The sequence below is a fragment of the Arthrobacter cavernae genome (assembly GCF_017368795.1).
Taxonomy (GTDB): domain Bacteria; phylum Actinomycetota; class Actinomycetes; order Actinomycetales; family Micrococcaceae; genus Arthrobacter; species Arthrobacter cavernae.
Genome location: NZ_JAFNLL010000023.1, coordinates 15,904 through 40,970, shown reverse-complemented (window position 1 = coordinate 40,970; position 25,067 = coordinate 15,904). Strand labels below are relative to the sequence as shown.

22 protein-coding genes are annotated in these 25,067 nt (G+C 65.7%); 14 read left to right on the top strand and 8 right to left on the bottom strand.

Going from position 1 to position 25,067, the window contains the following annotated elements; all coding sequences use genetic code 11:
- Positions 1 to 181: 181 nt before the first annotated feature.
- Both rpsT and J1902_RS10570 read right to left on the bottom strand, forming a co-directional pair.
- A complete protein-coding gene (gene rpsT / locus J1902_RS10575) occupies positions 182 to 442 on the bottom strand; it encodes a 30S ribosomal protein S20 (RefSeq protein WP_207616215.1) in 261 nt (86 codons plus the stop codon).
- A 170-nt stretch (positions 443 to 612) separates the two neighbouring features.
- The gene (locus J1902_RS10570; protein ID WP_207616214.1) at positions 613 to 1,155 is read right to left on the bottom strand and encodes a type II toxin-antitoxin system PemK/MazF family toxin; all 543 of its coding nucleotides are present in this window, start codon (positions 1,153 to 1,155) and stop codon (positions 613 to 615) included.
- A gap of 215 nt (positions 1,156 to 1,370) precedes the next feature.
- On the opposite strand from J1902_RS10570, the gene lepA reads away from it, so the two are divergent.
- Together lepA and hemW are read left to right on the top strand one after the other, a co-directional pair.
- A complete protein-coding gene (gene lepA, locus J1902_RS10565) occupies positions 1,371 to 3,224 on the top strand; it encodes a translation elongation factor 4 (RefSeq protein WP_207616213.1) in 1,854 nt (617 codons plus the stop codon).
- 48 nt (positions 3,225 to 3,272) lie between these two features.
- Positions 3,273 to 4,502: a radical SAM family heme chaperone HemW gene (gene hemW, locus J1902_RS10560; RefSeq protein WP_207616212.1), complete on the top strand. Its 1,230-nt coding sequence runs from the start codon at positions 3,273 to 3,275 to the stop codon at positions 4,500 to 4,502.
- A 9-nt stretch (positions 4,503 to 4,511) separates the two neighbouring features.
- Here hemW and J1902_RS10555 read toward each other — a convergent pair whose 3' ends face one another.
- Positions 4,512 to 4,925, bottom strand: coding sequence for a DUF4870 domain-containing protein (locus J1902_RS10555; RefSeq protein ID WP_207616211.1), 414 nt, complete (start codon positions 4,923 to 4,925; stop codon positions 4,512 to 4,514).
- Between the two features lie 125 nt (positions 4,926 to 5,050).
- The gene (locus tag J1902_RS10550) at positions 5,051 to 5,902 is read right to left on the bottom strand and encodes a DUF3097 family protein (RefSeq protein WP_207616220.1); all 852 of its coding nucleotides are present in this window, start codon (positions 5,900 to 5,902) and stop codon (positions 5,051 to 5,053) included.
- A gap of 206 nt (positions 5,903 to 6,108) precedes the next feature.
- On the opposite strand from J1902_RS10550, the gene hrcA reads away from it, so the two are divergent.
- Genes hrcA through J1902_RS10535 form a run of 3 tightly spaced genes read left to right on the top strand, consistent with a single transcriptional unit; the run spans position 6,109 to position 9,087 of the window.
- A complete protein-coding gene (gene hrcA, locus J1902_RS10545; RefSeq protein WP_207616210.1) occupies positions 6,109 to 7,122 on the top strand; it encodes a heat-inducible transcriptional repressor HrcA in 1,014 nt (337 codons plus the stop codon).
- Positions 7,123 to 7,174: 52 nt separating this feature from the next.
- Positions 7,175 to 8,302, top strand: a complete 1,128-nt coding sequence (gene dnaJ, locus J1902_RS10540; RefSeq protein ID WP_207616209.1) for a molecular chaperone DnaJ — start codon at positions 7,175 to 7,177, stop codon at positions 8,300 to 8,302.
- A gap of 2 nt (positions 8,303 to 8,304) precedes the next feature.
- Positions 8,305 to 9,087: a 16S rRNA (uracil(1498)-N(3))-methyltransferase gene (locus J1902_RS10535; RefSeq protein WP_207616208.1), complete on the top strand. Its 783-nt coding sequence runs from the start codon at positions 8,305 to 8,307 to the stop codon at positions 9,085 to 9,087.
- Positions 9,088 to 9,101: 14 nt separating this feature from the next.
- Here J1902_RS10535 and J1902_RS10530 read toward each other — a convergent pair whose 3' ends face one another.
- Positions 9,102 to 10,124: a GerMN domain-containing protein gene (locus J1902_RS10530; protein WP_372434457.1), complete on the bottom strand. Its 1,023-nt coding sequence runs from the start codon at positions 10,122 to 10,124 to the stop codon at positions 9,102 to 9,104.
- Between the two features lie 268 nt (positions 10,125 to 10,392).
- Between J1902_RS10530 and J1902_RS10525 the strand changes: the two genes are divergently transcribed.
- The 5 genes from J1902_RS10525 (at position 10,393) to J1902_RS10505 (ending at position 15,876) form a co-directional block, all read left to right on the top strand.
- Entirely contained in the window at positions 10,393 to 11,481 is a 1,089-nt protein-coding gene (locus tag J1902_RS10525) for a PhoH family protein (RefSeq protein ID WP_207616207.1), read from the top strand.
- Positions 11,478 to 11,951 carry an rRNA maturation RNase YbeY gene (ybeY, locus tag J1902_RS10520; RefSeq protein WP_207616206.1) on the top strand — a complete coding sequence of 158 codons (474 nt, stop codon included), beginning with the start codon at positions 11,478 to 11,480 and terminating at the stop codon, positions 11,949 to 11,951. Before J1902_RS10525 ends, ybeY begins: the two co-directional genes overlap by 4 nt.
- The gene (locus J1902_RS10515) at positions 11,948 to 13,279 is read left to right on the top strand and encodes a hemolysin family protein (protein ID WP_207616205.1); all 1,332 of its coding nucleotides are present in this window, start codon (positions 11,948 to 11,950) and stop codon (positions 13,277 to 13,279) included. Before ybeY ends, J1902_RS10515 begins: the two co-directional genes overlap by 4 nt.
- Positions 13,263 to 14,225, top strand: coding sequence for a GTPase Era (gene era / locus J1902_RS10510; RefSeq protein ID WP_307794428.1), 963 nt, complete (start codon positions 13,263 to 13,265; stop codon positions 14,223 to 14,225). The genes J1902_RS10515 and era overlap by 17 nt, the downstream gene beginning before the upstream one ends.
- A 118-nt stretch (positions 14,226 to 14,343) precedes the next feature.
- Positions 14,344 to 15,876, top strand: a complete 1,533-nt coding sequence (locus J1902_RS10505) for an LCP family protein (protein ID WP_307794427.1) — start codon at positions 14,344 to 14,346, stop codon at positions 15,874 to 15,876.
- Positions 15,877 to 15,952: 76 nt separating this feature from the next.
- On the opposite strand, the gene J1902_RS10500 is transcribed toward J1902_RS10505, so the two are convergent.
- Positions 15,953 to 17,905 carry a M13 family metallopeptidase gene (locus tag J1902_RS10500; RefSeq protein WP_307794426.1) on the bottom strand — a complete coding sequence of 651 codons (1,953 nt, stop codon included), beginning with the start codon at positions 17,903 to 17,905 and terminating at the stop codon, positions 15,953 to 15,955.
- 250 nt (positions 17,906 to 18,155) lie between these two features.
- Here J1902_RS10500 and leuA point away from each other — a divergent pair, with 250 nt between their 5' ends.
- From leuA to J1902_RS10485, 3 genes are all read left to right on the top strand, one after another.
- A complete protein-coding gene (leuA, locus tag J1902_RS10495; RefSeq protein WP_207616203.1) occupies positions 18,156 to 19,889 on the top strand; it encodes a 2-isopropylmalate synthase in 1,734 nt (577 codons plus the stop codon).
- A 113-nt stretch (positions 19,890 to 20,002) separates the two neighbouring features.
- Complete coding sequence (gene recO / locus J1902_RS10490; protein ID WP_207616202.1) at positions 20,003 to 20,755, top strand: DNA repair protein RecO; 753 nt, start codon at positions 20,003 to 20,005, stop codon at positions 20,753 to 20,755.
- Positions 20,756 to 20,757: 2 nt separating this feature from the next.
- Positions 20,758 to 21,579, top strand: coding sequence for an isoprenyl transferase (locus tag J1902_RS10485; protein WP_207616201.1), 822 nt, complete (start codon positions 20,758 to 20,760; stop codon positions 21,577 to 21,579).
- Between the two features lie 35 nt (positions 21,580 to 21,614).
- On the opposite strand, the gene J1902_RS10480 is transcribed toward J1902_RS10485, so the two are convergent.
- Positions 21,615 to 22,685, bottom strand: coding sequence for an alpha/beta hydrolase (locus J1902_RS10480; RefSeq protein WP_207616200.1), 1,071 nt, complete (start codon positions 22,683 to 22,685; stop codon positions 21,615 to 21,617).
- Entirely contained in the window at positions 22,682 to 23,704 is a 1,023-nt protein-coding gene (locus J1902_RS10475) for an alpha/beta hydrolase (RefSeq protein WP_207616199.1), read from the bottom strand. Before J1902_RS10475 ends, J1902_RS10480 begins: the two co-directional genes overlap by 4 nt.
- 194 nt (positions 23,705 to 23,898) lie before the next feature.
- Between J1902_RS10475 and J1902_RS10470 the strand changes: the two genes are divergently transcribed.
- Complete coding sequence (locus J1902_RS10470) at positions 23,899 to 24,972, top strand: quinone-dependent dihydroorotate dehydrogenase (RefSeq protein ID WP_207616198.1); 1,074 nt, start codon at positions 23,899 to 23,901, stop codon at positions 24,970 to 24,972.
- The last annotated feature ends 95 nt before the right edge of the window (positions 24,973 to 25,067 follow it).

The window sequence follows — 25,067 nt, the reverse complement described above, 5'->3', positions numbered from 1 at the left end:
GGGCCTCTCACGGGACCCCGTGTACGCCGTCGAGCACGCCGTGACGGTTATCGCCACCTCGGTCCGCCGCAACTGACGTGGCCGGAGCTGACACGGAAACTGAAGCAGTCCGCTTAAATCCAAGTGGCCGGCACCCAACGGGTGCCGGCCACTTGATCAGCTCAGTCGAACTGGAGAAACCTTAGAGTGCGTTGACCTTCTTGGAGATCGCCGACTTGCGGTTTGCAGCGTTGTTCTTGTGAATAACGCCCTTGCTGACAGCCTTGTCCAGCTTGCGGCTGGCAGCAACAAGAGCAGTTGCAGCAGCATCCTTGTCCGAGGACTCAACGGCGACGGCAACGGCGCGGATGGCCGTCTTCAGCTCAGACTTGACTGCGTTGTTACGCAGGCGGGCCTTCTCGTTGGTGAGGATGCGCTTCTTCTGGGACTTGATATTAGCCACGTGTGTGAACTCTCTTTTTAATGCGGAAATGGTCTAGAGGGTTTTCAGGTTGGCCATCGACTGAGCGGCGTGGGGATGCCTATGGCAGCCAACCATGAGTGGCCGTCGACCTGCACGGACACACAGCTACAAAGGATAGCAGATTCGTGCGGCCGGACCGGGAATGCGGCTTAGCTCCAGCCGTGTCGCGTCCGCAGTTCCCGGGAGACCGTCTGGAATGTGGCGTTGTCCAGGATGGCGCCTTCGCGCCGGACGGTGGACGGGTTGACCCGGATGATCCTGTCCAGCTTCACCTCGCTCGGACGCCATTGGCGGTCCCAGGGACCGGCGCCGATGTCCACGTAGTCTCCGGACCGCGTGCCGTTGTCGTGGTCCTTGCTGGTCAACATGAGCCCCAGCAGCCACTTGCCGTCCCGCGCCACCAGAAGGACGGGACGGTCCTTCCCCCGGGAGTGGTCGTCCTCGAACGGCACCCAGCTCCACACGATTTCGCCCGGATCGGGCTGGCCGTCCGGTTTGGGGGAGTAGTGGATGGACGCCACGCCCTGGAAGTCGCCCGGGTAGGAGCCTGCGGACTCCCCGATGGCCGGACGTCCCGGCGTCGGGTGTCCCGACGCCGGACGCCGCACCTTGGTGGGGGCCGCCGCTTTGCCGCCCAGGAACCGCAGTGAACGCTTGATCAGATCGCCGAATACGCGCAGCTCGAATGCCATGGCACTACCGTACTGTGCCTTGCGCGGCATGCTCCCGCCCGGGAGTCGCTGGGCCCGGCCGGACCGCTGCGGGATTCCGCGTCCTTGCCCGGCCGGCCAATGTACGGCGAACCGCGCGTTCATGGGACACTGGAAGTTCAAATACGCGGCAAGAGCCGGGTGGGCATCGCCACTCCGGTAAACGGCCGTGTGAGTGTCGACAGTAAGGACCCTGCGTGTCTCCCATGGCCCGCACCGCACCGGTGCCCGCCGCGACAGATCCGGCCATCATCCGGAACTTCTGCATCATTGCCCACATCGACCACGGTAAGTCCACCCTGGCCGACCGCATGCTGCAGTACACCGGCGTCGTTCAATCACGCGACATGAAGGCCCAGTATCTGGACCGCATGGATATCGAACGTGAGCGTGGCATCACCATCAAGTCCCAGGCAGTCCGCATGCCCTGGGAACTGGATGGCACCAGCTACGCGCTGAACATGATTGATACCCCCGGCCACGTCGACTTCACCTATGAAGTCTCGCGCTCCCTGGCAGCCTGTGAAGGTGCAGTGCTCCTGGTGGATGCAGCGCAGGGCATTGAGGCCCAGACCCTGGCCAACCTCTACCTGGCGATGGAAAACAACCTCACCATCATCCCGGTGCTGAACAAGATCGACCTCCCGGCGGCACAGCCCGAGAAGTACGCGGCGGAACTGGCCAGCCTCATCGGCGGCGATCCGGAAGACGTGCTGCGCGTCTCCGGCAAGACCGGTGCGGGCGTCGAGGCACTGCTGGACAAGATCGTCCGCGATCTCCCGGCTCCGGTCGGCGACCCGGATGCCCCGGCCCGCGCCATGATCTTCGACTCGGTCTATGACACCTACCGCGGCGTGGTCACTTACGTCCGTGTGGTGGATGGCATGCTGCACCCGCGTGAGCGCATCCAGATGATGTCCACCCGTGCCACTCACGAGCTCCTGGAAATTGGTGTCAGCTCCCCGGAGCCCACCCCTTCCAAGGGCCTGGGCGTCGGCGAGGTCGGCTATCTGATCACCGGCGTGAAGGACGTCCGCCAGTCCAAGGTCGGCGACACCGTGACCAACCTGGCCAAGCCCGCATCGCAGTCCCTGGCCGGCTATGCGGACGCCAAGCCCATGGTCTTCTCCGGCCTGTATCCGCTGGACGGCACGGACTATCCGGTGCTCCGCGACGCCTTGGAAAAGCTGATGCTCAACGACGCGGCGCTCGTGTACGAGCCCGAAACATCCGCCGCGCTGGGCTTCGGCTTCCGCGTGGGCTTCCTGGGCCTGCTGCACCTGGAAATCACCCGTGAGCGTCTCGAGCGTGAGTATAACCTGGACCTGATCTCCACGGCCCCCAACGTGGAGTACGAGGTGACGCTGGAGGACAAGAAGATGGTCCACGTCACCAACCCCAGCGAATACCCCACCGGCAAGATCGCCGAGGTCCGCGAGCCCATGGTTTCCGCCACCATCCTGGCGCCGAACGAGTTCGTCGGCGCCATTATGGAGTTGTGCCAGAGCCGCCGCGGCGTCATGGGCGGCATGGACTACTTGTCCGAGGACCGGGTGGAAATCCGGTACCGCCTGCCGCTGGCCGAGATCGTCTTCGACTTCTTCGACATCCTCAAGTCCAAGACCCGCGGCTACGGCTCGCTGGACTGGAAGGCCGACGGCGATCAGGTGGCCGATCTTGTCAAGGTGGACATCATGCTCCAGGGCGAGCAGGTCGATGCCTTCTCCGCCATCACCCACCGTGACAAGGCCTACGCCTACGGTGTGATGATGACCACCAAGCTGCGCGAGCTCATCCCGCGCCAGCAGTTCGAAGTGCCCATCCAGGCCGCCATTGGCTCCCGGATCATCGCCCGCGAAAGCATCCGGGCGATCCGCAAGGACGTTCTTGCCAAGTGCTACGGCGGTGACATTTCCCGTAAGCGCAAACTTCTCGAGAAGCAGAAGGAAGGCAAGAAGCGCATGAAGATGGTGGGCCGCGTCGAGGTGCCGCAGGAAGCCTTCATCGCTGCCCTGACCACGGACGAGTCGAAGGACAAGGCCAAGAAGTAATGCGGCTGTTCGCCCAGAAAACAGCGGTACCGGCGCACGGCGGCACCCATGCCTAGCGTCCTTCCGCTCGGCGACCCGGCACCTGCGGACGGCCTCTTGCCGCCGCAGGTGCTCGACGGCGTCGGGCAGCGCAAGTTCGGGCTGTACGTGCACATCCCCTTCTGCGCTGTCCGCTGCGGCTACTGCGACTTCAACACCTACACGGCCACCGAGCTCGGTGGCGGGGCCTCGCAGGATGCCTACGCCACCACGGCAGTGTCCGAAGTGGACTTCGCCGCCCGCGCCCTGGCGGCGTCCGGGCTCCCGCACCGGCCCATGGGCACCGTCTTCTTCGGCGGCGGCACCCCCACGCTGCTCCCGGCGGAAGATCTCGCGCGGATCCTGGCTGCCGCCGTCGGGCACTGGGGCCTGGAAGCCGGCGCCGAAGTGACCACGGAAGCAAACCCGGACTCGGTCACGCCCGAATCCCTGCAGCTGCTGGCGGATGCCGGGTTTACCCGGGTTTCCTTCGGCATGCAGTCCGCGGTTCCCCACGTCCTGAAGGTCCTGGACCGTACCCACACGCCCAGCCGCGTTCCGCAGGTGGTGCAGTGGGCGCGCGACGCCGGCCTGGCCGTCAGCCTCGACCTCATTTACGGCACCCCCGGCGAGTCCATGGACGACTGGCGGCTCTCCCTGGAGACCGCATTGTCCTATGGTCCGGACCATATCAGCGCCTACGCGCTGATCGTGGAGGACGGCACCAAGCTTGCCGCCCAGATCCGCCGCGGGGAAGTTCCCGGAATCGACGACGACGACCATGCCGACAAATACGAACTCGCCGATCAGCTGATCATCGAGGCAGGGCTCAGCTGGTATGAGGTCAGCAACTGGTCGCGGACACCGGAGCAGGCCTGCCGGCACAACCTCGCCTACTGGCGCGGGGACGACTGGTGGGGCATCGGCCCGGGCGCGCATTCCCATGTGGGCGGCGTGCGCTGGTGGAACGTCAAGCACCCCACCGCCTACGCTTCCCGGCTGGCCGGCGGCGTGTCGCCCGCGGCAGGCCGGGAAACCCTCGACGCCGGAACCCGGCAGGTGGAGCGCATCATGCTCGAGGCCCGCCTTGGCGCTGGTCTCGCCGTCGACGCCCTCGACAAGGTCGGCCGCCATGCCATGGCGGGGCTCATCGCCGACGGGCTCGTGGATCCTGGGGCCGCGTTCAAGGGCAGGTTGATACTGACCCTGAGAGGCCGCCTGTTGGCCGACGCCGTGGTGCGCCGGATCCTCCCGGAGTAACTTTCAGGCTTACTTGATCCAGCGCAGGTTCAGTCGGTACCTGTGCGGCTGGCCGTGGTTGACGCGGATGCCGGCGGAAACCGAGAAGCAGGTCAGCGCGATCCAGATGCCGGTGGCAAGAATGGCAAACAGGTTTCCCACCACGGGCAGCAGCACCAGGATGTTCGCGAGCACGGCGGCGATGGTGGGCGGAAGCGTGAAGTTCAGGGCTTCCTTGGATTCCTGCGCCGTGAAGGGGCCGCGGTCGCGGAAGATCAGGTAGATCAGCAGGGAAGGCAGGCAGCCCAGGATGCCGCCGAAGTGGGCCAGCGTGGCCCACTGCCGGTCTTCGCTTGCTGTCAGGGGGAGGGCGTTGGCAGGAGCGCCATGGTACTGGGGCTGGCCTGCGGCGCTGCCCGGTTCTTCAGGAGCGTTCTGTGCCACTGTTTCTTCCTTAGGCTGTAAAGACGGTGCGGTCGTGCTGTCCCAGAATACTTCCTCGGCGCTTCATCGGCGGACCAACTCCCCGCTGCGCCATGGCAAATTGCCGAGGAAGCAGGGCCAATTGCTCAGGGAACAGTCAGGAAGTCGATGACTTCCTCCACCCTTCCCAACAGCGATGCTTCCAGATCCGCATAGCTGCGCACGGCGCCGAGGAGCTTTTGCCAGCCCAGACCAACGTCCTCGGCGGTGCTCGACGGCCAGCCAAAGGCCTTGAGGATCCCCGTTTTCCAGTCCATGCCGCGCGGGACCTCGGGCCATTGTTCAATGCCCAGCACCCTGGGCCGGATGGCCTGCCACACGTCCACATAGGGGTGGCCGACAATCAGCACGTTTCCCGCCGCCCCGGGCAGGGACATGGCGTCCGCGGCGATCCTGGATTCCTTGGAACCCGGCACCAGGTGGTCAACCAGGATGCCGAGCCTGCGGCCGGGGCCGGGGGAGAAGGCCGCGATCGCGGCCCTGAGGTCGTCGACGCCGTGCAGCGGCTCGACGACGATGCCCTCCACGCGGAGGTCGTCACCCCAGACCTTTTCCACGAGTTCGGCGTCGTGCTTGCCTTCAACCCAGATGCGGCTGGCCTTTGCCACCTGGGCGCGCTGGCCCTCGACGCGGACGGAGCCGGACGCCGTCCGGCCCGCCTGCGCACCGGCGGCGGGAGGGCGGGCGGCCGGCGGCATGAGGCGGATGGCCTGGCCCTCGAGCAGGAAGCCGAAGCCCAGTTGGAAGGACTTGGTCTTGCCGCGCCGGTCCTCGAGGGCCACCACGTGCATCCCGCCGGACTTCTCCACCCGCGTGACTTCGCCCACCCAGCCGGACTGCACGTCCTCAAGCACCATGCCGCGCTGCACGGCCACTGCGGGAAGTTGGCGTTTGGCCGGAGCAGACATGTCCTGCGGGCCCCAGTTGTCGTAGGACACAGAATTCACACCACTTTGCATCGGATCCTCACCGGCCGGACGGGCCGGCGGCTCCCGCGTGAAGGCATTCTCGGCGCAGGCGGTTCAATGCTAACAACGGCTTGGCTCATACTAGACTTGTTAGCACTTGGGCATGTTGAGTGCTAAGCAGAGGTCCGGCTGACAGCCACATCCGGGCCCGGGTTGGTCTGACGGGAGGTGTTGCAGTGAGCGAGCCACGAAAGCTGGAAGTGCTGCGCGCCATCGTTGAGGACTACGTCCACTCACGGGAGCCCGTCGGTTCCAAAGCGCTGGTTGAGCGCCACCACCTGGGCGTCTCCAGCGCCACTATCCGCAATGACATGGCCATCCTCGAAGAGGAAGGCCTGATCGCCGCGCCCCACACCAGTGCCGGCCGGATTCCCACGGACAAGGGCTACCGGCTCTTCGTCGACCGCATCTCGGCCGTCAAGCCGCTGTCGGCCGCGGAACGCCGAGCCATCCACTCGCTTCTGGAGGGGCCGGACGAGCTTGAGGACATCCTCGAACGCACCGTGCGGCTCCTGTCGCAGCTGACCAACCAGGTCGCCGTCGTGCAGTATCCGCACCTGAGCCGCGCCCGCGTGCGGCACGTCGAATTCGTGCTGCTTGCCCCCCGCCAGGTCCTTGTGGTGTTGATTGCCGATACCGGCAACGTGGAGCAGAAAGTCATCGACGCCGGTTCGGACGTGTCGGACGAGGCCCTGACCGCACTGCGGGCACGGTTCCTGGGCAGCATCTCCGGTTCGCAGTTGGACCTGATGCCCCAGGTCCTGCCCTCGGTTGTGGCGCTGTGCCCGCCCGCGCTCCGCGGCCTGGCCCAGGTCCTCGCCCACGGACTGGAAACGCTGACAAGCAGCAGCCGTGAAGCACGGATCCTGATGGCCGGCACGGCCAACCTTGCCCGGTCCAACGTTGACTTCCCGCTGAGCATCGGACCAGTGCTCGAGGCACTCGAAGAGCAGGTGGTCATGCTCCGGCTGCTCTCGGACATGGGCGATGACCCTCGCGGCGTAACGGTCAGCATCGGACGCGAGAACCCCTACGATGGCCTCTCCGAGGCGTCCGTGGTGGCAACCGGCTATGGTCCCGGCACCAACGCCAAGATCGGCGTCCTGGGGCCCACCCGGATGGACTATCCCACCACCATGGCGGCCGTCCGCGCCGTCGCCCGCTACCTTTCCCGCATTCTCGGCGGCTGAAAACCCCGCCGCCCAGCAACGATCGCAGTACAACCAGGAAGAGATACCGATTTTGAGCAGCCACTATGACGTTTTGGGAGTCTCATCGGAAGCCACCGGTGAAGAGATCAAGAAGGCGTACCGCAAGCTGGCACGCAAGCTGCACCCCGACGTCAATCCCGGAGAAGAAGTAGCCGAGCAGTTCAAGGCAGTCACCCACGCCTACGAGGTCCTCTCCGACCCGCAGAAGCGCCGCGTGTACGACACCACCGGCAACGAGAACGGCACCGACAACGGTTTCGGCGGAGGCTACTCCGGCCAGGGCTTCGCGTTCCAGGACATCTTCGATACCTTCTTCGGCGGCGGTGGCGGCCATGGCGGCCCCGCGTCGCGCATCCGCCGCGGCCAGGACGCCCTCATCAGCGTCCGCATCGATCTGCGCGATGCCGTCTTCGGCGTCAACAAGAAGCTCGAGGTGGACACCGCGGTGATCTGCCCCACCTGCAACGGCTCCTGCTGCCGCGAGGGCAGCCACCCCGAACGCTGCGACATCTGCGGCGGCAGCGGCCAGGTCCAGCGCGCGGTCCGCTCCATCCTGGGACAGGTCATGACTGCGGCCCCCTGCGGCTCCTGCGAAGGCTTCGGCACCATCATCAAGGACCCCTGCAACGAGTGCAGCGGCCAGGGCCGCATCCGCAGCCGCCGTTCGCTGACCATCAAGGTTCCCGCTGGCGTTGCCACCGGCACGCGCATCCAGCTGTCCGGCCAGGGCGAGGCAGGGCCCGCCGGCGGCCCCGCCGGCGACCTGTACGTCGAGATCCGCGTCAACAACGATCCCACCTACATGCGCGACGGCGACGACCTCCACGCCACGCTCAGCGTCCCCATGACGGCCGCAGCACTTGGCACCGAGCTGCGCCTGGAAACTTTCGACGGCACGCAGACCATCGACGTCAAGGCCGGAACGCAGTCCGGCGAGGTCATCACCCTGCACAGCCTGGGCGTCACCCACCTGCGCGGCTACGGCCGAGGCGACCTGAAGGTGCACCTGCAGGTGGAAACCCCCGGCAAGCTTGACGCCGCCCAGGAAGAACTCCTGCAGCAGCTGGCCAAGCTGCGGGGCGAGCAGTTCACCGAGGGCAAGCTCGTGGCCAGCGGAGGAGTCTTCGCCAAGCTCCGGGACAAGCTCGGTAACCTGTAACGGTGAGCAACCCCGTATTCTTCGCCCCGGCCGGCAGCTTGGACGGGCTGGGGCCCGGTTCGGTGTTTGTCCTGGACGGTGCCGAGGCCCGGCATGCCGTGACCGTCAAGCGCCTTGCCGTGGGCGAGCCCGTGGACATCGCCGACGGCGCGGGGAAGCGGCTGACAGGGAAGGTCTCCGAGGCCGGATCCGGAACCTTGGCCGTGGTGGCCTCCGAGGTCCTGGAGGAAGCCCGCCCGGCCATCCGGCTGGTGCTGGTCCAGGCCCTTGCCAAAGGCGACCGTGACGAACTTGCCGCAGAGACCGCCACGGAACTCGGCATCGATTCGGTGGTTCCCTGGCAGTCCGAACGCTCCATTGTGCGCTGGAAGGGCGACCGCGCCGCGAAAGCCCATGCGAAATGGCAGTCCGTGGTCACTGCCGCAGCCAAGCAGGCGCGCCGTGCCTGGATCCCGGACGTCCGCACCATCGTGGACACTGCCGGGCTGGCGAAGGCCGTGGAATCGGCGGACCTGGCCATCATCCTGCACGAGGACGCCCGCAGGCCGCTCAGGACGGTGCTGGAACAGTGGAGGGAACAGCTGCCGGAGCACGGCTCCGAGGAGCAGCCGCCCCGCGAAGTGCTGCTGATTGTCGGGCCGGAGGGCGGAATCTCGCCGCGCGAGGTAACCCGCCTGAGCGACGCCGGTGCCGTCACCGCCCTGTTGGGCCACCACGTGCTGCGGTCGTCGACGGCGGGACCCGCCGCCGTCGTACTGGCCAGCGACATCCTCGGCCGCTGGTGAGCAGCGGAAGGTGATCAGCGGACGCTGAAGGTCCGCGTATCCGTGTTCAGTTCCGTGGCATCGGCCGGGCCGGCCGGCTGGGAGACACGGAGTTCGTACTTTCCCTGCCCCAAGGCCACGGTAAAGGTGAATACGCCGCCCTCGCCGGGAACGGTGGACGCGGTCGTCTGCCCGTTGAGATAGTCCGACTTCTCGCCGTTTCCGTTCTCGCGCAGGATCTGCCAGCGCAGGGCCTTGGCTGTGTCGGTGCTGCGGCCGTTGAACTTGACGGGGCCCGCGGGCAGTGACATGTCTTCCTGCGGATCGATGATCCAGACCGGGGCCACGAGTGAAGCGTCGCGGGCCATGGGTTCACCAACTTTGACCTGTCCGAAGGCCATGAAATCCTTGTGGCCGTCGACCAGGATGACCACTTGGATCTGCTGCCCCGAGTTCACCAGGCCCGAGGTGGCGGCCGCCGCGCTTGCGGTGTAGACCAACTGTTGTACGGCACGCTCGGCCATGCCGGCATCCAGATTCGAATTGAAGGCATCACGGGACATGTCCACGGTGATGATGTTCTTGCCCGAGATCGATGTCGCCAGGCTGGCCGGATCCTGCCACGGCGTGAAGAAATCATGGTCGAGGGGCTTCTGGGCCATCATGATCCGCAGGGCCGTCGTGATGGGGTTCTCATCGCCGGTGATGTCCCGGAATTCCCGGTAAAGGGAGATATCGGCGCCGCTGCGACCGATCCAGTAGACCGGAACCTTGGTGGAGGCCTGCGTCGTTTCCAGGGGGGCGTTGCTGGCCGGTGCGGACTGTGCCACAACCGACGGGGTGGCGGAGGGGAGCGGAGTGCTTCCGCCGCTGGCTATGCAGCCGGTCAGGAGGAGCGCAGCAAGCAGCACGGGTGCCGCCTTGGCGGACCGGGTCCGCTTCCGGGCGCCCTTGAGGGTGCTCGCCTGCTGGGTGATGTCGTTTTCCTTGCCTCCGGGCCGCGTTGGGGCCTGCCCTGTCCAGATCGGCTTTTTGGTGCCGTAATGCCAGCTTGACACACGGCCGGGGCAGCCGGCCGGGCTTTTGGGGAAGGCCAGTTAACTGCAATCGGATTGATATGAGGCCGATGCCGAGTTGAGATCAAAAACCGGGAACACCCCGGAAATGCCGCCGCCGTCCCTGTCCCATGCGGGGCCCGGGGCCGCAGGCTGGCGTAGGATTGAAGGCATTCCGGCATGCGTGCGGGACCTCCGGGTTCAGGACGTTGACGGAACCAAGAAGCGGAAATTTCCGAACCGGAGGAGTACGGGCCGAACGGCCGGCACTATGACTGAATCACTGAATGGGCGGCCGCGGGCCAACAACGGCAACATCGCGCAGACGGAATTTCCGCACAGCGTTCCGGGTACCCGTACGGAGGTTGTCGTCTTCGACAACTCCGACCAAATGGTTCAGTCGCTTGGCAGCCACGATGAGGCCCTGCGTTTCATCGAGGAACAGTTTCCCGGTGTCGACTTCCATGTGCGGGGCAACGAACTCTCCATGAGCGGCCCGTCCACCATCATGCCGCGCATCATGCGGCTGCTGGAGGAAGTGAGGGGACTGGTTGCCAAGGGGACCATCATCACGCCGAACATTCTCCAGCAACTCGTGTCCCTGTTGCGCAGCCAGTCCGTGCAGAACCCCGTGGACGTCCTGACCCACAACATCCTCTCCAGCCGGGGCCGGACCATCCGTCCCAAGACCCTGAACCAGAAGAACTATGTGGACGCCATCGACGCGAACACGGTGATCTTCGGGATCGGCCCCGCTGGCACGGGTAAGACATACCTTGCCGTAGCGAAGGCGATCCAGGCGCTGCAGCTAAAAGAGGTCAGCCGCATTATCCTGACCAGGCCTGCCGTGGAGGCAGGGGAGAAGCTTGGCTTCCTCCCCGGCACCATGAGCGACAAGATCGATCCGTACCTGCGCCCGCTCTACGACGCCCTGCACGACATGATGGATCCCGAATCCATCCCGCGCCTCATGGCGGCCGGCACCCTCGAGGTGGCGCCGCTGGCCTACATGCGCGGCCGCACCCTCAACGACGCCTTCATCATTCTCGACGAAGCCCAGAACACCACACCGGAACAGATGAAGATGTTCCTCACGCGCCTCGGCTTCGGGTCCAAGATGGTGGTGACGGGGGACGTCACCCAGGTGGACCTGCCCTCTGGCGCCACGTCCGGGTTGAGGATCGTCCGGGAGATCCTCAAGGGGATTGAGGACATCAATTTCACGGTCCTTGACGCCGCCGACGTCGTCCGGCACCGTCTGGTGGCCGACATCGTGACCGCCTACGGCAACTGGGACGAAGCGCACCCGATCGGTGCCCACCAAGCAGGCACCCAACACAAACGTGGAGAACACAAATGAGCATTGAAGTCAACAACGAGTCCGGCGTCCAGGTGGACGAGGCCCAGTTGGTAACCCTGTCCCGCTTCATCTTCGAGCGGCTCTACATCCACCCACAGGCCGAACTGTCCATCCTCCTGGTGGACGAGCCCGCCATGGAAAAGCTCCACATCGAGCTGATGGATGAGCCCGGCTCCACGGATGTTTTGTCGGTTCCCATGGACGAACTGACGCCGGGCACGCCCGGCAAGCCGACGCCCCAGGGCATGCTCGGCGACATCGCCATCTGCCCGCAGGTTGCCGAGGTCCAGGCTCGCAACGCCGGGCACACAACACAGGATGAGATGCTCCTGCTCACCACCCACGGCATCCTGCATCTGCTCGGATTCGATCACGCCGAGCCGGAGGAAAAGGAAGAGATGTTCGGTCTGCAGCGCGATCTGCTGTCTGAGTTCCTGGGCAAGGAAGCCCCCACGGAGACCATGACGTGACCTCTGTCATCCTCGTCGGCATGGCGCTGGTCTTCCTGAGCTTCGCCGCCTTGTTGACTGCGGCGGAGGCCGCCTTCAACTTCCTGCCCCGGCACGAAGCAGAGCAGGCCGTCGTTAAAAGCAGGGGGAACGCCCTGCGCCGGATTCTCGCAAACCCGGTGGCACACATCCGGGCCCTGCGGTTTTGGCGCGTCTGGTTCGAAATGGCCGCGGCCGTCGCTGTCGCAGTCGTCCTCCACAGCCTGCTGGACAACGTCTGGCTCGCCGGGCTCGCTGCCACGGGCATCATGGCCGTCATCGGTTTCGCGCTGGTCGGCGTCTCACCGCGCCAGCTGGGACGCACACATTCCGGCGGCGTTGTCCGTGTCACAGCCCCGCTCATCAGGTTCCTGTGCTGGGTCCTGGGGCCCATCCCCAGCTGGCTCGTCACGCTGGGCAGCGTGGTGGCGCCAGGCGCCCCGGCCGGCGACGATGCCTTCGTCAGTGAAGAAGAGTTCCGGGAGTTCGTGGACCGCGCAGCCGAGTCGGACATGATCGAGGACAACGAGGCCGAACTAATCCACTCTGTCTTTGATTTCGGCGACACTCTGGTCCGCTCCGTCATGGTTCCCCGGACGGACATCGTGAGCCTCGGCACGGGTACCGGGCTCGAGGAGGCCATGACGCTGTTCCTGCGCTCGGGCTACTCCCGCATCCCGGTCATCGGGGAGAACACCGACCAGATCCTGGGCATCTTGTACCTCAAGGACGTGGCTGCCGCCCTGCACCGTGGCGACCCCGCCCAGCAGCCTGGCGATGTCGATTCCCTGGCAAGGGAGGCACGCTATGTTCCCGAGTCCAAGCCGGTCAGCGATCTCCTGAAGGAACTGCAGCAGGAATCCACGCACGTTGCCATTGTCATCGACGAATACGGCGGAACCGCCGGACTCGTGACACTGGAGGATCTCATCGAGGAAATCGTGGGCGAGATCGTGGACGAGTATGATGCCGCCGCCGACGAGGTTGTCGATTTGGGTGACGGCAGTTTCCGGGTGAGCGCCCGGATGAGCATCGACGATCTTGGGGAACTGTTTGGCATCGACCTTGACGACGACGAAGTGGACAGTGTGGGCGGTCTGTTCGCCAAGGCCCTCGGACAGGTCCCGATCGCCGGCAGCGCCGTCGAGGTCAGCGGGGTGTCCCTGAAGGCAGATAGGCTGGAGGGTCGCCGAAACCGGGTCAGCCACATCATTGCGGCAGCCATGCCAAAGGAAGACACTGACCTTGAAGACCTTCTTGACGAGGCCGACACAACGCAACAGGGAGTTCCACGTGAGCAAGCAAAATAAGAAGTCTGACGCCGATGACGCTTACGGTGGCTTCCACGCCGGGTTCTCGGTTCTCGTGGGCCGGCCGAACGCCGGCAAGTCCACGCTGACCAATGCCCTGGTGGGCCAGAAGGTTGCGATCACCTCGGCCAAGCCGCAGACCACCCGCCACACCATCCGCGGCATCGTCCACCGGGAGGACGCCCAGCTGATCCTCGTGGACACCCCGGGCCTGCACCGCCCGCGCACGCTTCTGGGCAAGCGCCTCAACGACCTCGTAGCGGACACGCTCGCCGAGGTCGATGCCATCGGCTTCTGCCTGCCGGCCAACGAGAAGATCGGTCCCGGCGACAAGTACATCGCCGCCCAGCTGGCCGCCGTCGGCCGCAAACCGATCGTTGCGATCGTGACCAAAGCCGACACCGTGGACCGCCAGGCCCTCACGGAACAGCTCCTTGCTGTTGCTGCCCTGGGGCGGGACGTCATGGGCGAGGCTGGCTGGGCTGACATCGTGCCCGTTTCGGCCACCGATGGCTTCCAGGTCTCCACCGTGGCCGACGTCCTGATCGGACACATGCCTTCATCGCCCCCGCTGTACCCCGACGGTGAGCTCACGGACGAGCCTGAGGCCGTCATGATCGCCGAGCTCATCCGTGAAGCGGCCCTCGAAGGTGTCCGCGACGAGCTTCCGCACTCGCTGGCCGTGGTGGTGGAGGAAATCGTTCCCCGTGAAGGCCGCACGGAAGACAATCCGCTGCTGGACGTCCGGGTGAACCTGTACGTCGAGCGTCCCTCGCAGAAAGCCATCATCATCGGCAAGGGAGGCAGCAGGCTCCGTGAAGTCGGAACCAACGCCCGCAAGGGAATCGAGACGCTCCTGGGCACCCGGATCTACCTCGACCTGCACGTCAAGGTTGCCAAGGACTGGCAGCGTGACCCCAAGCAGCTGGTGAAGCTGGGCTTCTGATTCCCGGCCCAGGCCCCGGCCCGGGACGCTGCGTGCGTCCGGGGCACGGTAAGGGACTTCCCAGATTCGGCCACTATGATGGCCGGAATCCAATGTTCGAGGAAAGGTACACCGAGTAGTGCGACGTCGCAACGCCCGCGAACGGGTCTCCGGCGCAGCCGGTCCCCGTGCAGCACGCCACGGGGCAGCCTCCGGCGCGCCCCGCCACATGAACCCGCAGAAGGGTCTTCCCCTCGGGCTGAAGGTCGTGACCGGCGTGGTTGCCGTGGTTGTTGTTGCCGGTGTTGCCTTCGCATCTTTCTGGTACATCCGGCTCCAGATGAACATCACGAAGGAACCACTGACGGCGGGCCAGAATACGCAGTCCGCGGTCAACGACAGCACTGACCGCCTGCAGATCCTGGTTCTCGGCTCGGACACCCGTGACGGAAAGAACGCCCAGTACGGCAATGTCGATGATTCCACCGGCTACGGCCACTCCGACGTCATGATGCTGCTGGATATCTCTGCGGACAACAAGCGTGTGAGCGTCATCAGCTTCCCCCGCGATCTCCTGGTGGATGTTCCCCAATGCACCGATCGGAAAACGAACACGGTATTCCCGGCCCGCAACGGGGTCATGATCAACGAGGCCATGGCCGAAGCCGGCATCGGCTGCGCCGTGGACACGGTCAACAAGTTGACCGGCCTGGAGATCGACCACTTCATGATGGCCGACTTCAATGCCGTGAAGGAACTGTCCAAGTCCGTCGGTGGTGTCGAGGTCTGCGTCAGCGATGCGGTTTTCGATCCGGACTCCCGCCTGCGTCTGGCCAAGGGCACCTCCATGGTGGAAGGCGAGCAGGCACTGTCCTTCCTCCGGAGCCGCCATGCGTTCGGCGACGGCAGCGATCTCGGCCGGATCAAGGCCCAGCAGAGTTTCCTGTCCGCCCTGACGCGGAAACTGAAGGCTGACGGCACGCTGGGCAACCCCCAGAGGCTCCTGACGATTGCCGACGTCGTGACCCAGAACCTCACCGTTGATGAAGGCCTGGCCAATGTGCCCGCGCTCCTGACCATCGGCGGCAGGCTCAAGGACATCGATGTTTCCAAGGTTGCCTTCGTCTCCGCGCCGATCACCGCGGCACGGACCGACGTAAACCGCCTGGAACTTCTGGAGCCCCACGCCTCCCAGCTGTTCGCAGCGCTCCGCGCCGATCTTGACCTGACAACCCCCGGAGCCACCGCCAGCCCCACGGCCAGCGCTTCGGCCCCGGAAACAGCCGCACTGCCCGCATACAACAAGGCCCTCCAGCCGGTCTCCGTGGCCGACGGCAGCGGCCTGGCCGGGCGGGCCCAGGAACTGATGGCGACGCTGACCGGTGCCGGTTTCACCCAGGCCATGGCCTATGCCGCCAACCCGGTCGCACAGACCGTGGTCTACCACGGGGATGGTTTTGCGGATGTGGCTGCCGATGTTGCTGCCCTCTACGGCATCCCGGCGTCCCAGGTGCAGCTCTCGTCCGCGGTGACCGGCGTCCAGCTCTATGTCGGCGGGGACTTCAGCAGCGGAAGCAGCTACGGTGCGGCATCAGTGCCTCCGGATGTCGTCAACCAAACGGCAAGCGACACGGTTTGCCAGACTGTCAATCCCTTCCTGATCACGGGCTAGAAACCCGGGCTGGAACCGCTGCAGAGCGCTGCGAGAAAGCCTGCCGCCCGTTTCCGGGCGGCAGGCCGTCGTCGTCCTACCAGATGCTGACGCGCTCCTCCGGCGACATCCACATGGCGTCATCCTGGTCCACGCCGAAGGCCTCATGGAATGGGCCGAGATTCCGGGCGATGGCATTCGTGCGGAACTCGTTGGGGGAGTGGGGGTCGGTGGCGAGGCGCCGGATGGCCTCTTCCGCCCGGATGACCTGCCGCCATCCGGCCGCCCAGGACATGAAGAAGCGCTGCTGCCCGGTCAGTCCGTCAAGTACCTCAGGCTCGGCGCCGTCCAGGCTCAGCAAGTATGCCTTGTAGGCGATGGTGAGCCCGCCGAGGTCGCCGATGTTCTCGCCCAGCGTCAGTTTGCCGTTGACGTTGTGCTCCGGGGCGGCGTACGGGAACAGGGCATCGAATTGGGCAACGAGCTTGGCTGTCAGTCCTTCAAACGCCGTGCGGTCATCCGCGCTCCACCAGTTGCGCAGCGCTCCGCTGCCATCGAACTGCGAGCCCTGGTCATCGAAGCCGTGTCCGATCTCGTGTCCGATCACGGCTCCGATGCCGCCGTAGTTGACGGCGTCGTCGGCATCCGCGTTGAAGAACGGCGGCTGGAGGATCGCGGCGGGGAAGACGATCTCGTTGAGCATCGGGTGGTAGTAGGCGTTGACGGTCTGCGGTGTCATAAGCCACTTGCCGTGGTCCACGGGCTTTCCGATTTCATCGAGGTGACGGTCGACGTCGGCGTCGTGCGCCCGCTCGACGTTGCCCAGCAGGTCCGCAGGATCGATGTCCACCGCGGAGTAATCGATCCATTTGTCCGGGAAGCCGATCTTGGGGCGGAATGCGGCGAGCTTCTTCAGCGCTTCCTGCTTCGTGTCCTGCCCCATCCACTCCAGTCCGGTGATGCTTTGCCGGTACGCCTCGATCAAGTTGGCGACAAGAGTCTGCATCCTGGCCTTGTGGCCTTCCGGGAAGTGCCGGTCCACATAGATCTGGCCGACGGCCTCACCGAGGGCGGCCTCGACGACGGCGACACCCCGCTTCCAGCGGTCCTTGTTCTGCGGCGTGCCGCTGAGGGTGGTGCCGTAGAAGGCGAAATTGGCATCCACGAACTCCCGAGACAGGTACGGAGCCGCCGAATTGACCACTCGGAGCGCGAGCCATTCCTGCCACGTTCCCAAGTCCACCGTTTCGAGCAGCCCTGCTGCTCCGGAGAAGAAGTCCGGGGTGCTGAACACCAGTTCAGTCCGCTTGTCCGGAACAATCCGGGCGGCCTCGAACCAGGTGTCCAGCAAGGGGAAGAGCTGGCTGCCTTCCTCTGCCGTCTTCAGGTTGTAGGTCTTTTGCGGATCCCGCATCGTGACGTTGTCCCAGTGGTGCGAGGCCAGCGCGGTTTCCAGCGCCACGATGCGGCCGGCTGCGGCCTCGGCATCGGGGACTCCGGCCAGGCCAAGAATCCCGGCGACGTAGTCGCCGTAGGCTTGCACGATCGGCGCGAATTTTTCCTCGCGGTAGTAGGACTCGTCGGGCAGGCCCAGGCCACCCTGGCCGGTGTAGAGGAGCACGCGTTCCGGATTCCCGGCGTCGGGGGCTGGGTAGATCGAAAAGAGTCCCGATACATCGCAGCGGAACAGGCGTCCCACGAGCGCCATCAGCTCGGCGGCGGAGCCTGTGGCAAAGACTTCGGCCAGGCGGGCCCGTATCGGGTCCAGCCCTTTCACCTCCGCGGCGGCCTCGTCCATGAAGCTCGCATACAGTGCGCCGACCTGGCGCTCGACGCCGGTGCCGGCCCCGCCCTGCGCTGCGGCCTCCTCGATGATCGCCTTGACGGCCAGCTCGGCGCCGTCCCGCAATGAGGTGAACGTTCCCTCAAGCGGCCTGTCATCGGGGATCGTGGTGCTCTTCAGCCAGGCGCCGTTGACGTGCTGGTAGAGGTCGTCCTGCGGCCGGACGCTGTGATCGATGTTGGACAGGGTGATCCCCGACTGTGGCACAAGAACTCCTTGAACGACGCTGTGCAGCCGGCGTTGCCACCGTTGCCGCGTCTGCATAGTGGACGTTGCGTAGGGTGTTGCACTGTCATCATACGCAACGTGTTAGTGTGAAAATGTGCGTGCAGGAATGCTTCTTCTTAGCTGCCGCGGCGAGGCCTAAAAGCGATCTGACGCTGGGCCATCCTCGCCGCGGAGTTTCGTGTTGCCCGGCCAAGCTTCCGTAGTTTCTGAGAGAAAAGGCCTCCACGCCATGCGTAATGCACAAAAGCCCTCCGGCATGCCGATCCACCGTTACATTCCCTTCCAAGACCAGATCTCCGTTGAGCTCCCGGACCGCACTTGGCCGGACAAGGTCATCACCCAGGCTCCGCGGTGGTGCGCCGTGGACCTGCGGGACGGCAACCAGGCACTGATTGATCCGATGAGCCCGGCACGCAAGCTGAAGATGTTCCGGCTGCTGGTCAAGATGGGCTTCAAGGAAATCGAGGTTGGTTTCCCCTCCGCCTCGCAGACGGACTTCGACTTCGTGCGCCAGCTGATCGAGGGCGGTCACATTCCGGACGACGTCACCATCCAGGTCCTGACGCAGGCCCGTGAGCACCTGATCGAGCGGACCTACGAGTCCCTGGTCGGCGCCAAGCAGGCCATCGTCCACCTCTACAACTCCACGTCCGTGCTGCAGCGCCGGGTCGTCTTCAACCAGGACGAGGACGGCATCCTCGACATCGCCCTGCAGGGGGCGCGCCTGTGCAAGAAGTACGAGGAAACGCTCTCCGACACCCACATCACGTACGAATACTCGCCCGAGTCCTTCACCGGGACCGAGCTCGAATATGCCGTCCGGGTCTGCAACGCCATCGCCGATATCTTCGAGGCGTCCGCTGACAAGCAGGTCATCATCAACCTGCCCGCCACGGTCGAAATGGCCACGCCGAACGTCTACGCAGACTCGATCGAGTGGATGCACCGCAACCTGCACCCTCGCGAGGGCATCATTATCTCCCTGCACCCGCACAATGACCGCGGCACCGGCGTCGCCGCCGCGGAGCTCGGCTACCTGGCCGGCGCAGACCGCATTGAAGGCTGCCTCTTCGGCAACGGTGAGCGCACCGGCAATGTGGACCTTGTCACCCTGGCCCTGAACATGTTCGTCCAGGGCGTCGACCCGATGATCGACTTCTCGGATATCGACGAGATCCGCCGCACGGTGGAGTACTGCAACCAGTTGCCCGTACCGGAGCGCGCACCCTACGGTGGCGACCTCGTCTTCACCGCTTTCTCCGGCTCCCACCAGGACGCTATCAAGAAGGGTTTCGAAGCCCTGGAGAAGGACGCCGCGGCCGCCGGCAAGGAAGTCGACGACTTCACCTGGCAGGTTCCCTACCTGCCCATCGACCCCAAGGACCTGGGTCGCAGCTACGAGGCCGTCATCCGTGTCAACTCGCAGTCCGGCAAGGGCGGCGTGGCATACCTGCTCAAGAACGAGCACAACCTGGACCTGCCCCGCCGTGCACAGATCGAGTTCTCCGGTGTCATCCAGCGGCAGACCGACGCCGTCGGCGGTGAAGTCAGCGGAGCCCAGCTGTGGCAGGTCTTCCAGGACGAGTACCTGCCCTCCGACGACGCCGCCAGCCAGTGGGGCCGATACTCTCTGGGCAGCGTCAGCACCGAAACCGATGAAACCGGCTCCATGACCATGAACGCCACACTGCGCATCGACGGCACGGAAGCCCGCCGGACCGGCCACGGCAACGGCCCCATCGCCGCCTTGCTCGACATCCTGCACCATGACGGTGTGGATGTCCGTGTCCTCGACTACAGCGAGCACGCCCTCTCGGAAGGCGGCAGCGCCAGCGCGGCCGCCTACGTCGAGTGCGCCGTCGGCGAGCGTGTCCTGTGGGGCGTGGGGATCGACCCCAGCACCACGACCTCCTCGCTGAAGGCCCTGATTTCTGCCGTGAACCGCGCAGTCAGGCTGCCGTGAACCGCGCAGTCAGGGACGCCCAGGCCTAAGCCTGCGCTGTGTGGTGCCGGGAATCCCGGCACCACACAGCGCCGGTGGTGCACGGCAACAGCGGCATGGTGCGAAGATTGACTGTGACCAATCCATCCTTTGCAGCACGGTCCTACCGGGACGACGCCGTGGTGCTGCGCACGCACAAGCTGGGTGAGGCCGACCGCATCATCACCCTCCTGACCAAGCACCACGGGCAGGTGCGGGCGGTCGCCAAGGGCGTCCGCCGCACCAGCAGCCGCTTCGGCGCGCGGCTCGAACCGTTCATGGTGGCGGACCTGCAGCTCGTCTCCGGCCGCACGCTCGATATCGTGACCCAGGCCGTGGCAAAAGGCGCCTACGGCAGTAGCATTGCCGCCGACTACGGGCGCTACACCGTGGCTGCCGCCATGACAGAAACCGCCGAGAAACTGACCGACGCCGACGCCGAATCGGGCACCGCACAGTACAGCCTCCTTGTTGGTGCGCTGGCCGCGTTGAGCCGTTCGGACCATCCGCCGGAACTGATTCTCGATTCCTATTTGCTGCGTGCCCTCGCCACCGGTGGCTGGGCACCGAGCTTCACCGACTGCGCCCGCTGCGGGGCTGCGGGCCCGCACAGCGCCTTCGCGGCACCGCTGGGCGGTATGGTCTGCGCCGAGTGCCGCCCGCCGGGATCACCGGCACCGGCGCCAGAGACAGTCATTCTGCTGGGCGCACTGCTGACCGGCGACTGGAATACCGCAGAGGGTTCCGATTCCCAGCACCGCCGCGAAGCCGCCGGCCTCGTGGCCGGCTACCTGCAATGGCACCTTGAACGAGCATTGAAATCCCTTAGACACGTGGAGCGAAGCTGACTGTGGCACTCGGAAAGAAGAGCAAGACAAGCCAGGCCCGGACTGCCCCGGTGACCGCGCCCTATCCGCACCCGTCCGGGGCCGTGCCCCCCGCCATCCCGGCCGAATTGATACCGCAGCACGTCGCCATTGTCATGGACGGCAACGGCCGCTGGGCCAACCAGCGCGGCCTGCCCCGCATCGAGGGCCACAAAGCAGGCGAACCAGCCCTGCTGGATGTCATGGCCGGTGCCATTGAACTGGGCATCAAATACGTCAGCGTCTACGCCTTCTCCACGGAAAACTGGCGGCGGTCGCCGGAGGAAATCCGCTTCCTCATGGGATTCAACAAGGACGTGCTGCGCCGCCAGCGGAACCAGCTCGACGATTGGGGCGTGCGCATCCGCTGGGCCGGCAGGCGCCCCCGGCTGTGGGGTTCGGTCATCAAGGAACTTGAGGAAGCCGAGGACTACACCCGCGGCAACGACACCTGCACGCTGACCATGTGCGTCAACTACGGGGGCCGGGCCGAGATCGCCGACGCCGTGTCCGCCATCGCCCACGATGTGGCGGCCGGGAGGCTGAAACCGGGGTCCGTCACTGAGAAGACCATTCAGAAGTACCTGGACGAACCGGATCTGCCGGACGTGGACCTGTTCCTGCGCAGCTCCGGCGAGCAGCGGCTGTCAAACTTCCTGCTGTGGCAGTCCGCCTATGCCGAGTTTGTTTTCATGGACACGCTCTGGCCCGACGTCGACCGCCGCACCCTGTGGGACGCCGTCGAGATCTATGCCAAACGCGACCGCCGCTACGGCGGTGCGGTGGATGCCGCCCCCGCGCAGTAGCGCAGCGCTGAATGCCGGCCGGACGGACGGACAAGTCAGTAGGGGTACGAGGCCAGCCAGATGGCAACATCGCGGTACGCCTGCTGCCGGATGGTCCGCCGCGACAGGAACACGTCGTGCAGGGCGCCAGGGTAACGGAACACGGCAGTGCGGCGGCCGAGCCCCAGGGCCCGCCGGGACGTTTCCTCGACGTCGATCACGGCATCCGCGCGCATGAGCTCCGCGGACCACTCCGCCTGGATGCGGGTGCGTCCGGACAGCAGCACCAGCACCGGTGCGTCGATGTTGAGTTTGCGTTCGACGGCGCTGTGCCCGGTCAGGACGGCTTTGCTCCAGCCCGCCCGGATGGGGAACGAGGCTCTGGGCCGCCAGTCGGGGTCGAGGAGCCATTCGCCGTGCGCCTCGCTGCTGACACTTTCCCAGTAGGCGGGCATCTCGGGAAAACGGAAGGGACGCTTGGGGTCCGTCCGGGCGAAGGGTTCCACCAGGTGCATCGCGATGCTGCGGATGAGGCTGCTGCCCTGCAGTTCGAGCCACGGTGCGTTGAGCGTCAACGTGCCGATCCGGCCGGGGTGGCGGTCTGCCCACAGGGCTGCCACCAGGCCACCCAGGGAATGGGCGATCATATGGATGGTGGGGACCGTGGTGTTCCCGGTGCGGGTGGAGACGTCCTGCTCAATCGCGAGCAGCGCCGCCGCGATGTCTTCGTCGTAGGCAGCCAGATCGGTTGTATAGCCCGGGGTCTGCCCCGGCAGCAGGCTGCGGCCGAACTTGCGCAGATCGAGGGCATAGAAGTGGAACCCTGAGGCGCCCAGGTACTCGGCCAGTTCAGTCTGCAGGAAGTAGTCAGCCCATCCGTGCAGGTAGAGCACGGCCCGTGGCGGGCCCGCCGGATCCACAGGCATGGTCCGCAGCCGGCGTTTGGTGAAGGCGGACAGGGCATCGAGGATCCCGTGCGGAGGCGCAGGGGCCGGCGCAAGGTGCCGGACGAGGGTTGCCTTCACGGGTCCCTCGTCGTCGGGGAGCAGGGGGAGCTCCAGGGCTTCAAACCCCTGTCCCAGCACATCCGGTGTCCAGAGCGGACGAGTGGTTTCGTTGACGGTCATTGCACCCCTTCAGGCCGGCGGTCCGGCTCCTCGTACTCAATGAAGCCCCGGATCCACCGGGCCAGCCTGGCATAGGCATCGGCCCGGACCGGCGCCGCGGACAGGAAAACATCGTGCAGGCCGCCATCCACGCGTTCCAGCGTGACAGTACGGCCCAGCGCCATGGCCCGTACGGCAATGACGTTGACATCCAGGACGGCATCGGAGCGCCGCATCACTTCCTGCCAGACCATGCCGTTTGCGCTGGCGGACGAGGTCAGCACCAGCACCGGAATATCGATGCGCAGCCCGCGGGCCACCTTTGAATGGCCGGCCAGCACGGCCCGGAGCCAGCCCGCGCGGACGGGAAAGGCCATGGGCGGCCTGATTTTGTCGTCCACCAGCCATTCACCCTCCGCGGAACGGCTGATGCTGCGGTAATAGAAACCACGCTCGGGCAGCCGGAGCACTGCGGTGGGGCGCAGCCGCGCAATCGGGCCCACCATGGTCTGTGCCGCACGCCGCACCAGCGAGCTGCCATGCATTTCTAGCCAGGGGCTGTTCAGCACCAGGTACTGGACGTCATCGGGGTTGCGGCTGACCCACAGGGCCGCGATGAGGCCACCGGTGGAGTGGCCCATGAGGGTGAGCGCATGCGTGCCGGCCGGTGCCTGGGCCTGCTCGGCGCGGATGAGTTCGATCGCCTTCCTGATCTCGGCGTCGTAGTCGTCCAGATGGGCAACGTAGCCGCCAGGGGTTTCCGGCTGCAGGCTGCGCCCATGGTTGTGCATGTCGAGGGCATAGAATATGAATCCGTGCCTGCTCCAGAACCGTGCCAGCTCCACGTTGAAGAAGTAGTCACTCCAGCCGTGCAGGAACAGTACGGCGCCGTTGCTGCCCGTCCGGACGGAACCACCCGGGACGGCGGCTGAACTGACATGGCGCACCAGCGTGGCCCGGCGGACTACGCCGTCGGAACCGGTTGCGTCAAAAGTGCAGGCCTGGAAGTCCTCACCCAGGATGTCGGTTTCCCACTCCATGGCACCAGCTTAGACACCGGCCGCTGCTGCGCGGCCGGCAGCCGGCGCCGAACACTCCCGACGTCGGCCTTGATCCGTCCGCCGGCATGAGCCGGCATGATGTGTGTCACGTTCAGGGATCGGCATGCGTACATGCTAGCCCGCGGCCTAGTCACCGGTTTGGTGCGCGGGTGGGAAACCGGAAAACTAGGAGCATGCGCGTTTATCCCACCTTCTTCAAACTGGCCTTCTCCTGGATGGATGCCGAAAAAGCCCACAAGATCGGCTTCCAGGCGATCAGGACTGCCCACCGCACGGGTGCGGGTCGGATTCTTGCGAAGATGACGGCGCCGGATGCCTCGCTGCGCACGGAGGCGTTCGGCCTGACCTTCCCGTCACCGTTCGGCCTGGCCGCGGGCTTCGACAAGGAAGGCCACGGCATCGAGGCCCTCGCCGAACTCGGCTTTGGGCACGTTGAGGTGGGCACCATCACTGGCCAGGCGCAGCCCGGCAACGACAAGCCGCGTCTCTTCCGCCTCATTGAGGACCGGGCCGTGGTCAACCGCATGGGCTTCAACAACGACGGCGCCGCGGCCGTGGCACCCCGCCTCAAGGACGCGAGGGCCGCGCTCCAGCGTTCCTACGCTGGGGTCCGGCCCGTCATCGGCGTCAACATCGGCAAGACCAAGCTCGTGGAGCTCGAGGACGCCGTGGAGGACTACCTCGTCAGTGCGCGGAGCCTCGCGCCCGCAGCCGACTACCTGGTGGTCAACGTCAGCTCGCCCAACACCCCCGGCCTGCGCCTGCTGCAGAACGTGGAAACCCTCCGGCCATTGCTCCGCGCCGTCGGCGACGCGGCCGACCAGGCCGCCGGCCGCCACGTGCCGCTGCTGGTGAAGATCGCGCCGGACCTCAGTGATGAGGACATCGACGACGTCGCGCGCCTTGCGCTCGACCTCAAGCTGGACGGCATCATTGCCACCAACACCACGATTTCCCGCGACGGCCTCGTGGCGGACTCCGGGAAGGTGGAAGCCCTGGGTGCCGGCGGCCTCTCCGGTGCCCCGCTCAAGCAGCGTTCCCTTGAGGTCCTCCGCCGGCTCAAGGCAGCGGCAGGGGAGGACCTTGTGCTCATTGCCGTGGGTGGAGTGGAATCGGCAGAGGATGTCCAGAAACGCCTTGACGCCGGCGCCACGCTGGTCCAGGGCTACACGGCCTTCCTCTATGAGGGGCCGTTCTGGGCAGCCGGCATCAATAAGGCCCTGGCGAAGCGCCGCAGGACGAAGTAGCAGGACCATGTAGCCATGGCCGCCGGCGATCCGCGCCGGCCTGCGGACAAAGAAGCACCCCGGACCATCGGTCCGGGGTGCTTTTTCAATAGTTG

What these genes read in the sequence shown, in the direction of transcription:
- J1902_RS10570 (WP_207616214.1), bottom strand. Translation starts at nt 1,155, where the DNA reads ATGGCATTCGAGCTGCGCGTATTCGGCGATCTGATCAAGCGTTCACTG.
- hemW (WP_207616212.1), top strand. Translation starts at nt 3,273, where the DNA reads ATGCCTAGCGTCCTTCCGCTCGGCGACCCGGCACCTGCGGACGGCCTC.
- J1902_RS10525 (WP_207616207.1), top strand. Translation starts at nt 10,393, where the DNA reads ATGACTGAATCACTGAATGGGCGGCCGCGGGCCAACAACGGCAACATC.
- ybeY (WP_207616206.1), top strand. Translation starts at nt 11,478, where the DNA reads ATGAGCATTGAAGTCAACAACGAGTCCGGCGTCCAGGTGGACGAGGCC.
- leuA (WP_207616203.1), top strand. Translation starts at nt 18,156, where the DNA reads ATGCGTAATGCACAAAAGCCCTCCGGCATGCCGATCCACCGTTACATT.
- J1902_RS10480 (WP_207616200.1), bottom strand. Translation starts at nt 22,685, where the DNA reads ATGACCGTCAACGAAACCACTCGTCCGCTCTGGACACCGGATGTGCTG.
- J1902_RS10475 (WP_207616199.1), bottom strand. Translation starts at nt 23,704, where the DNA reads ATGGAGTGGGAAACCGACATCCTGGGTGAGGACTTCCAGGCCTGCACT.
- J1902_RS10470 (WP_207616198.1), top strand. Translation starts at nt 23,899, where the DNA reads ATGCGCGTTTATCCCACCTTCTTCAAACTGGCCTTCTCCTGGATGGAT.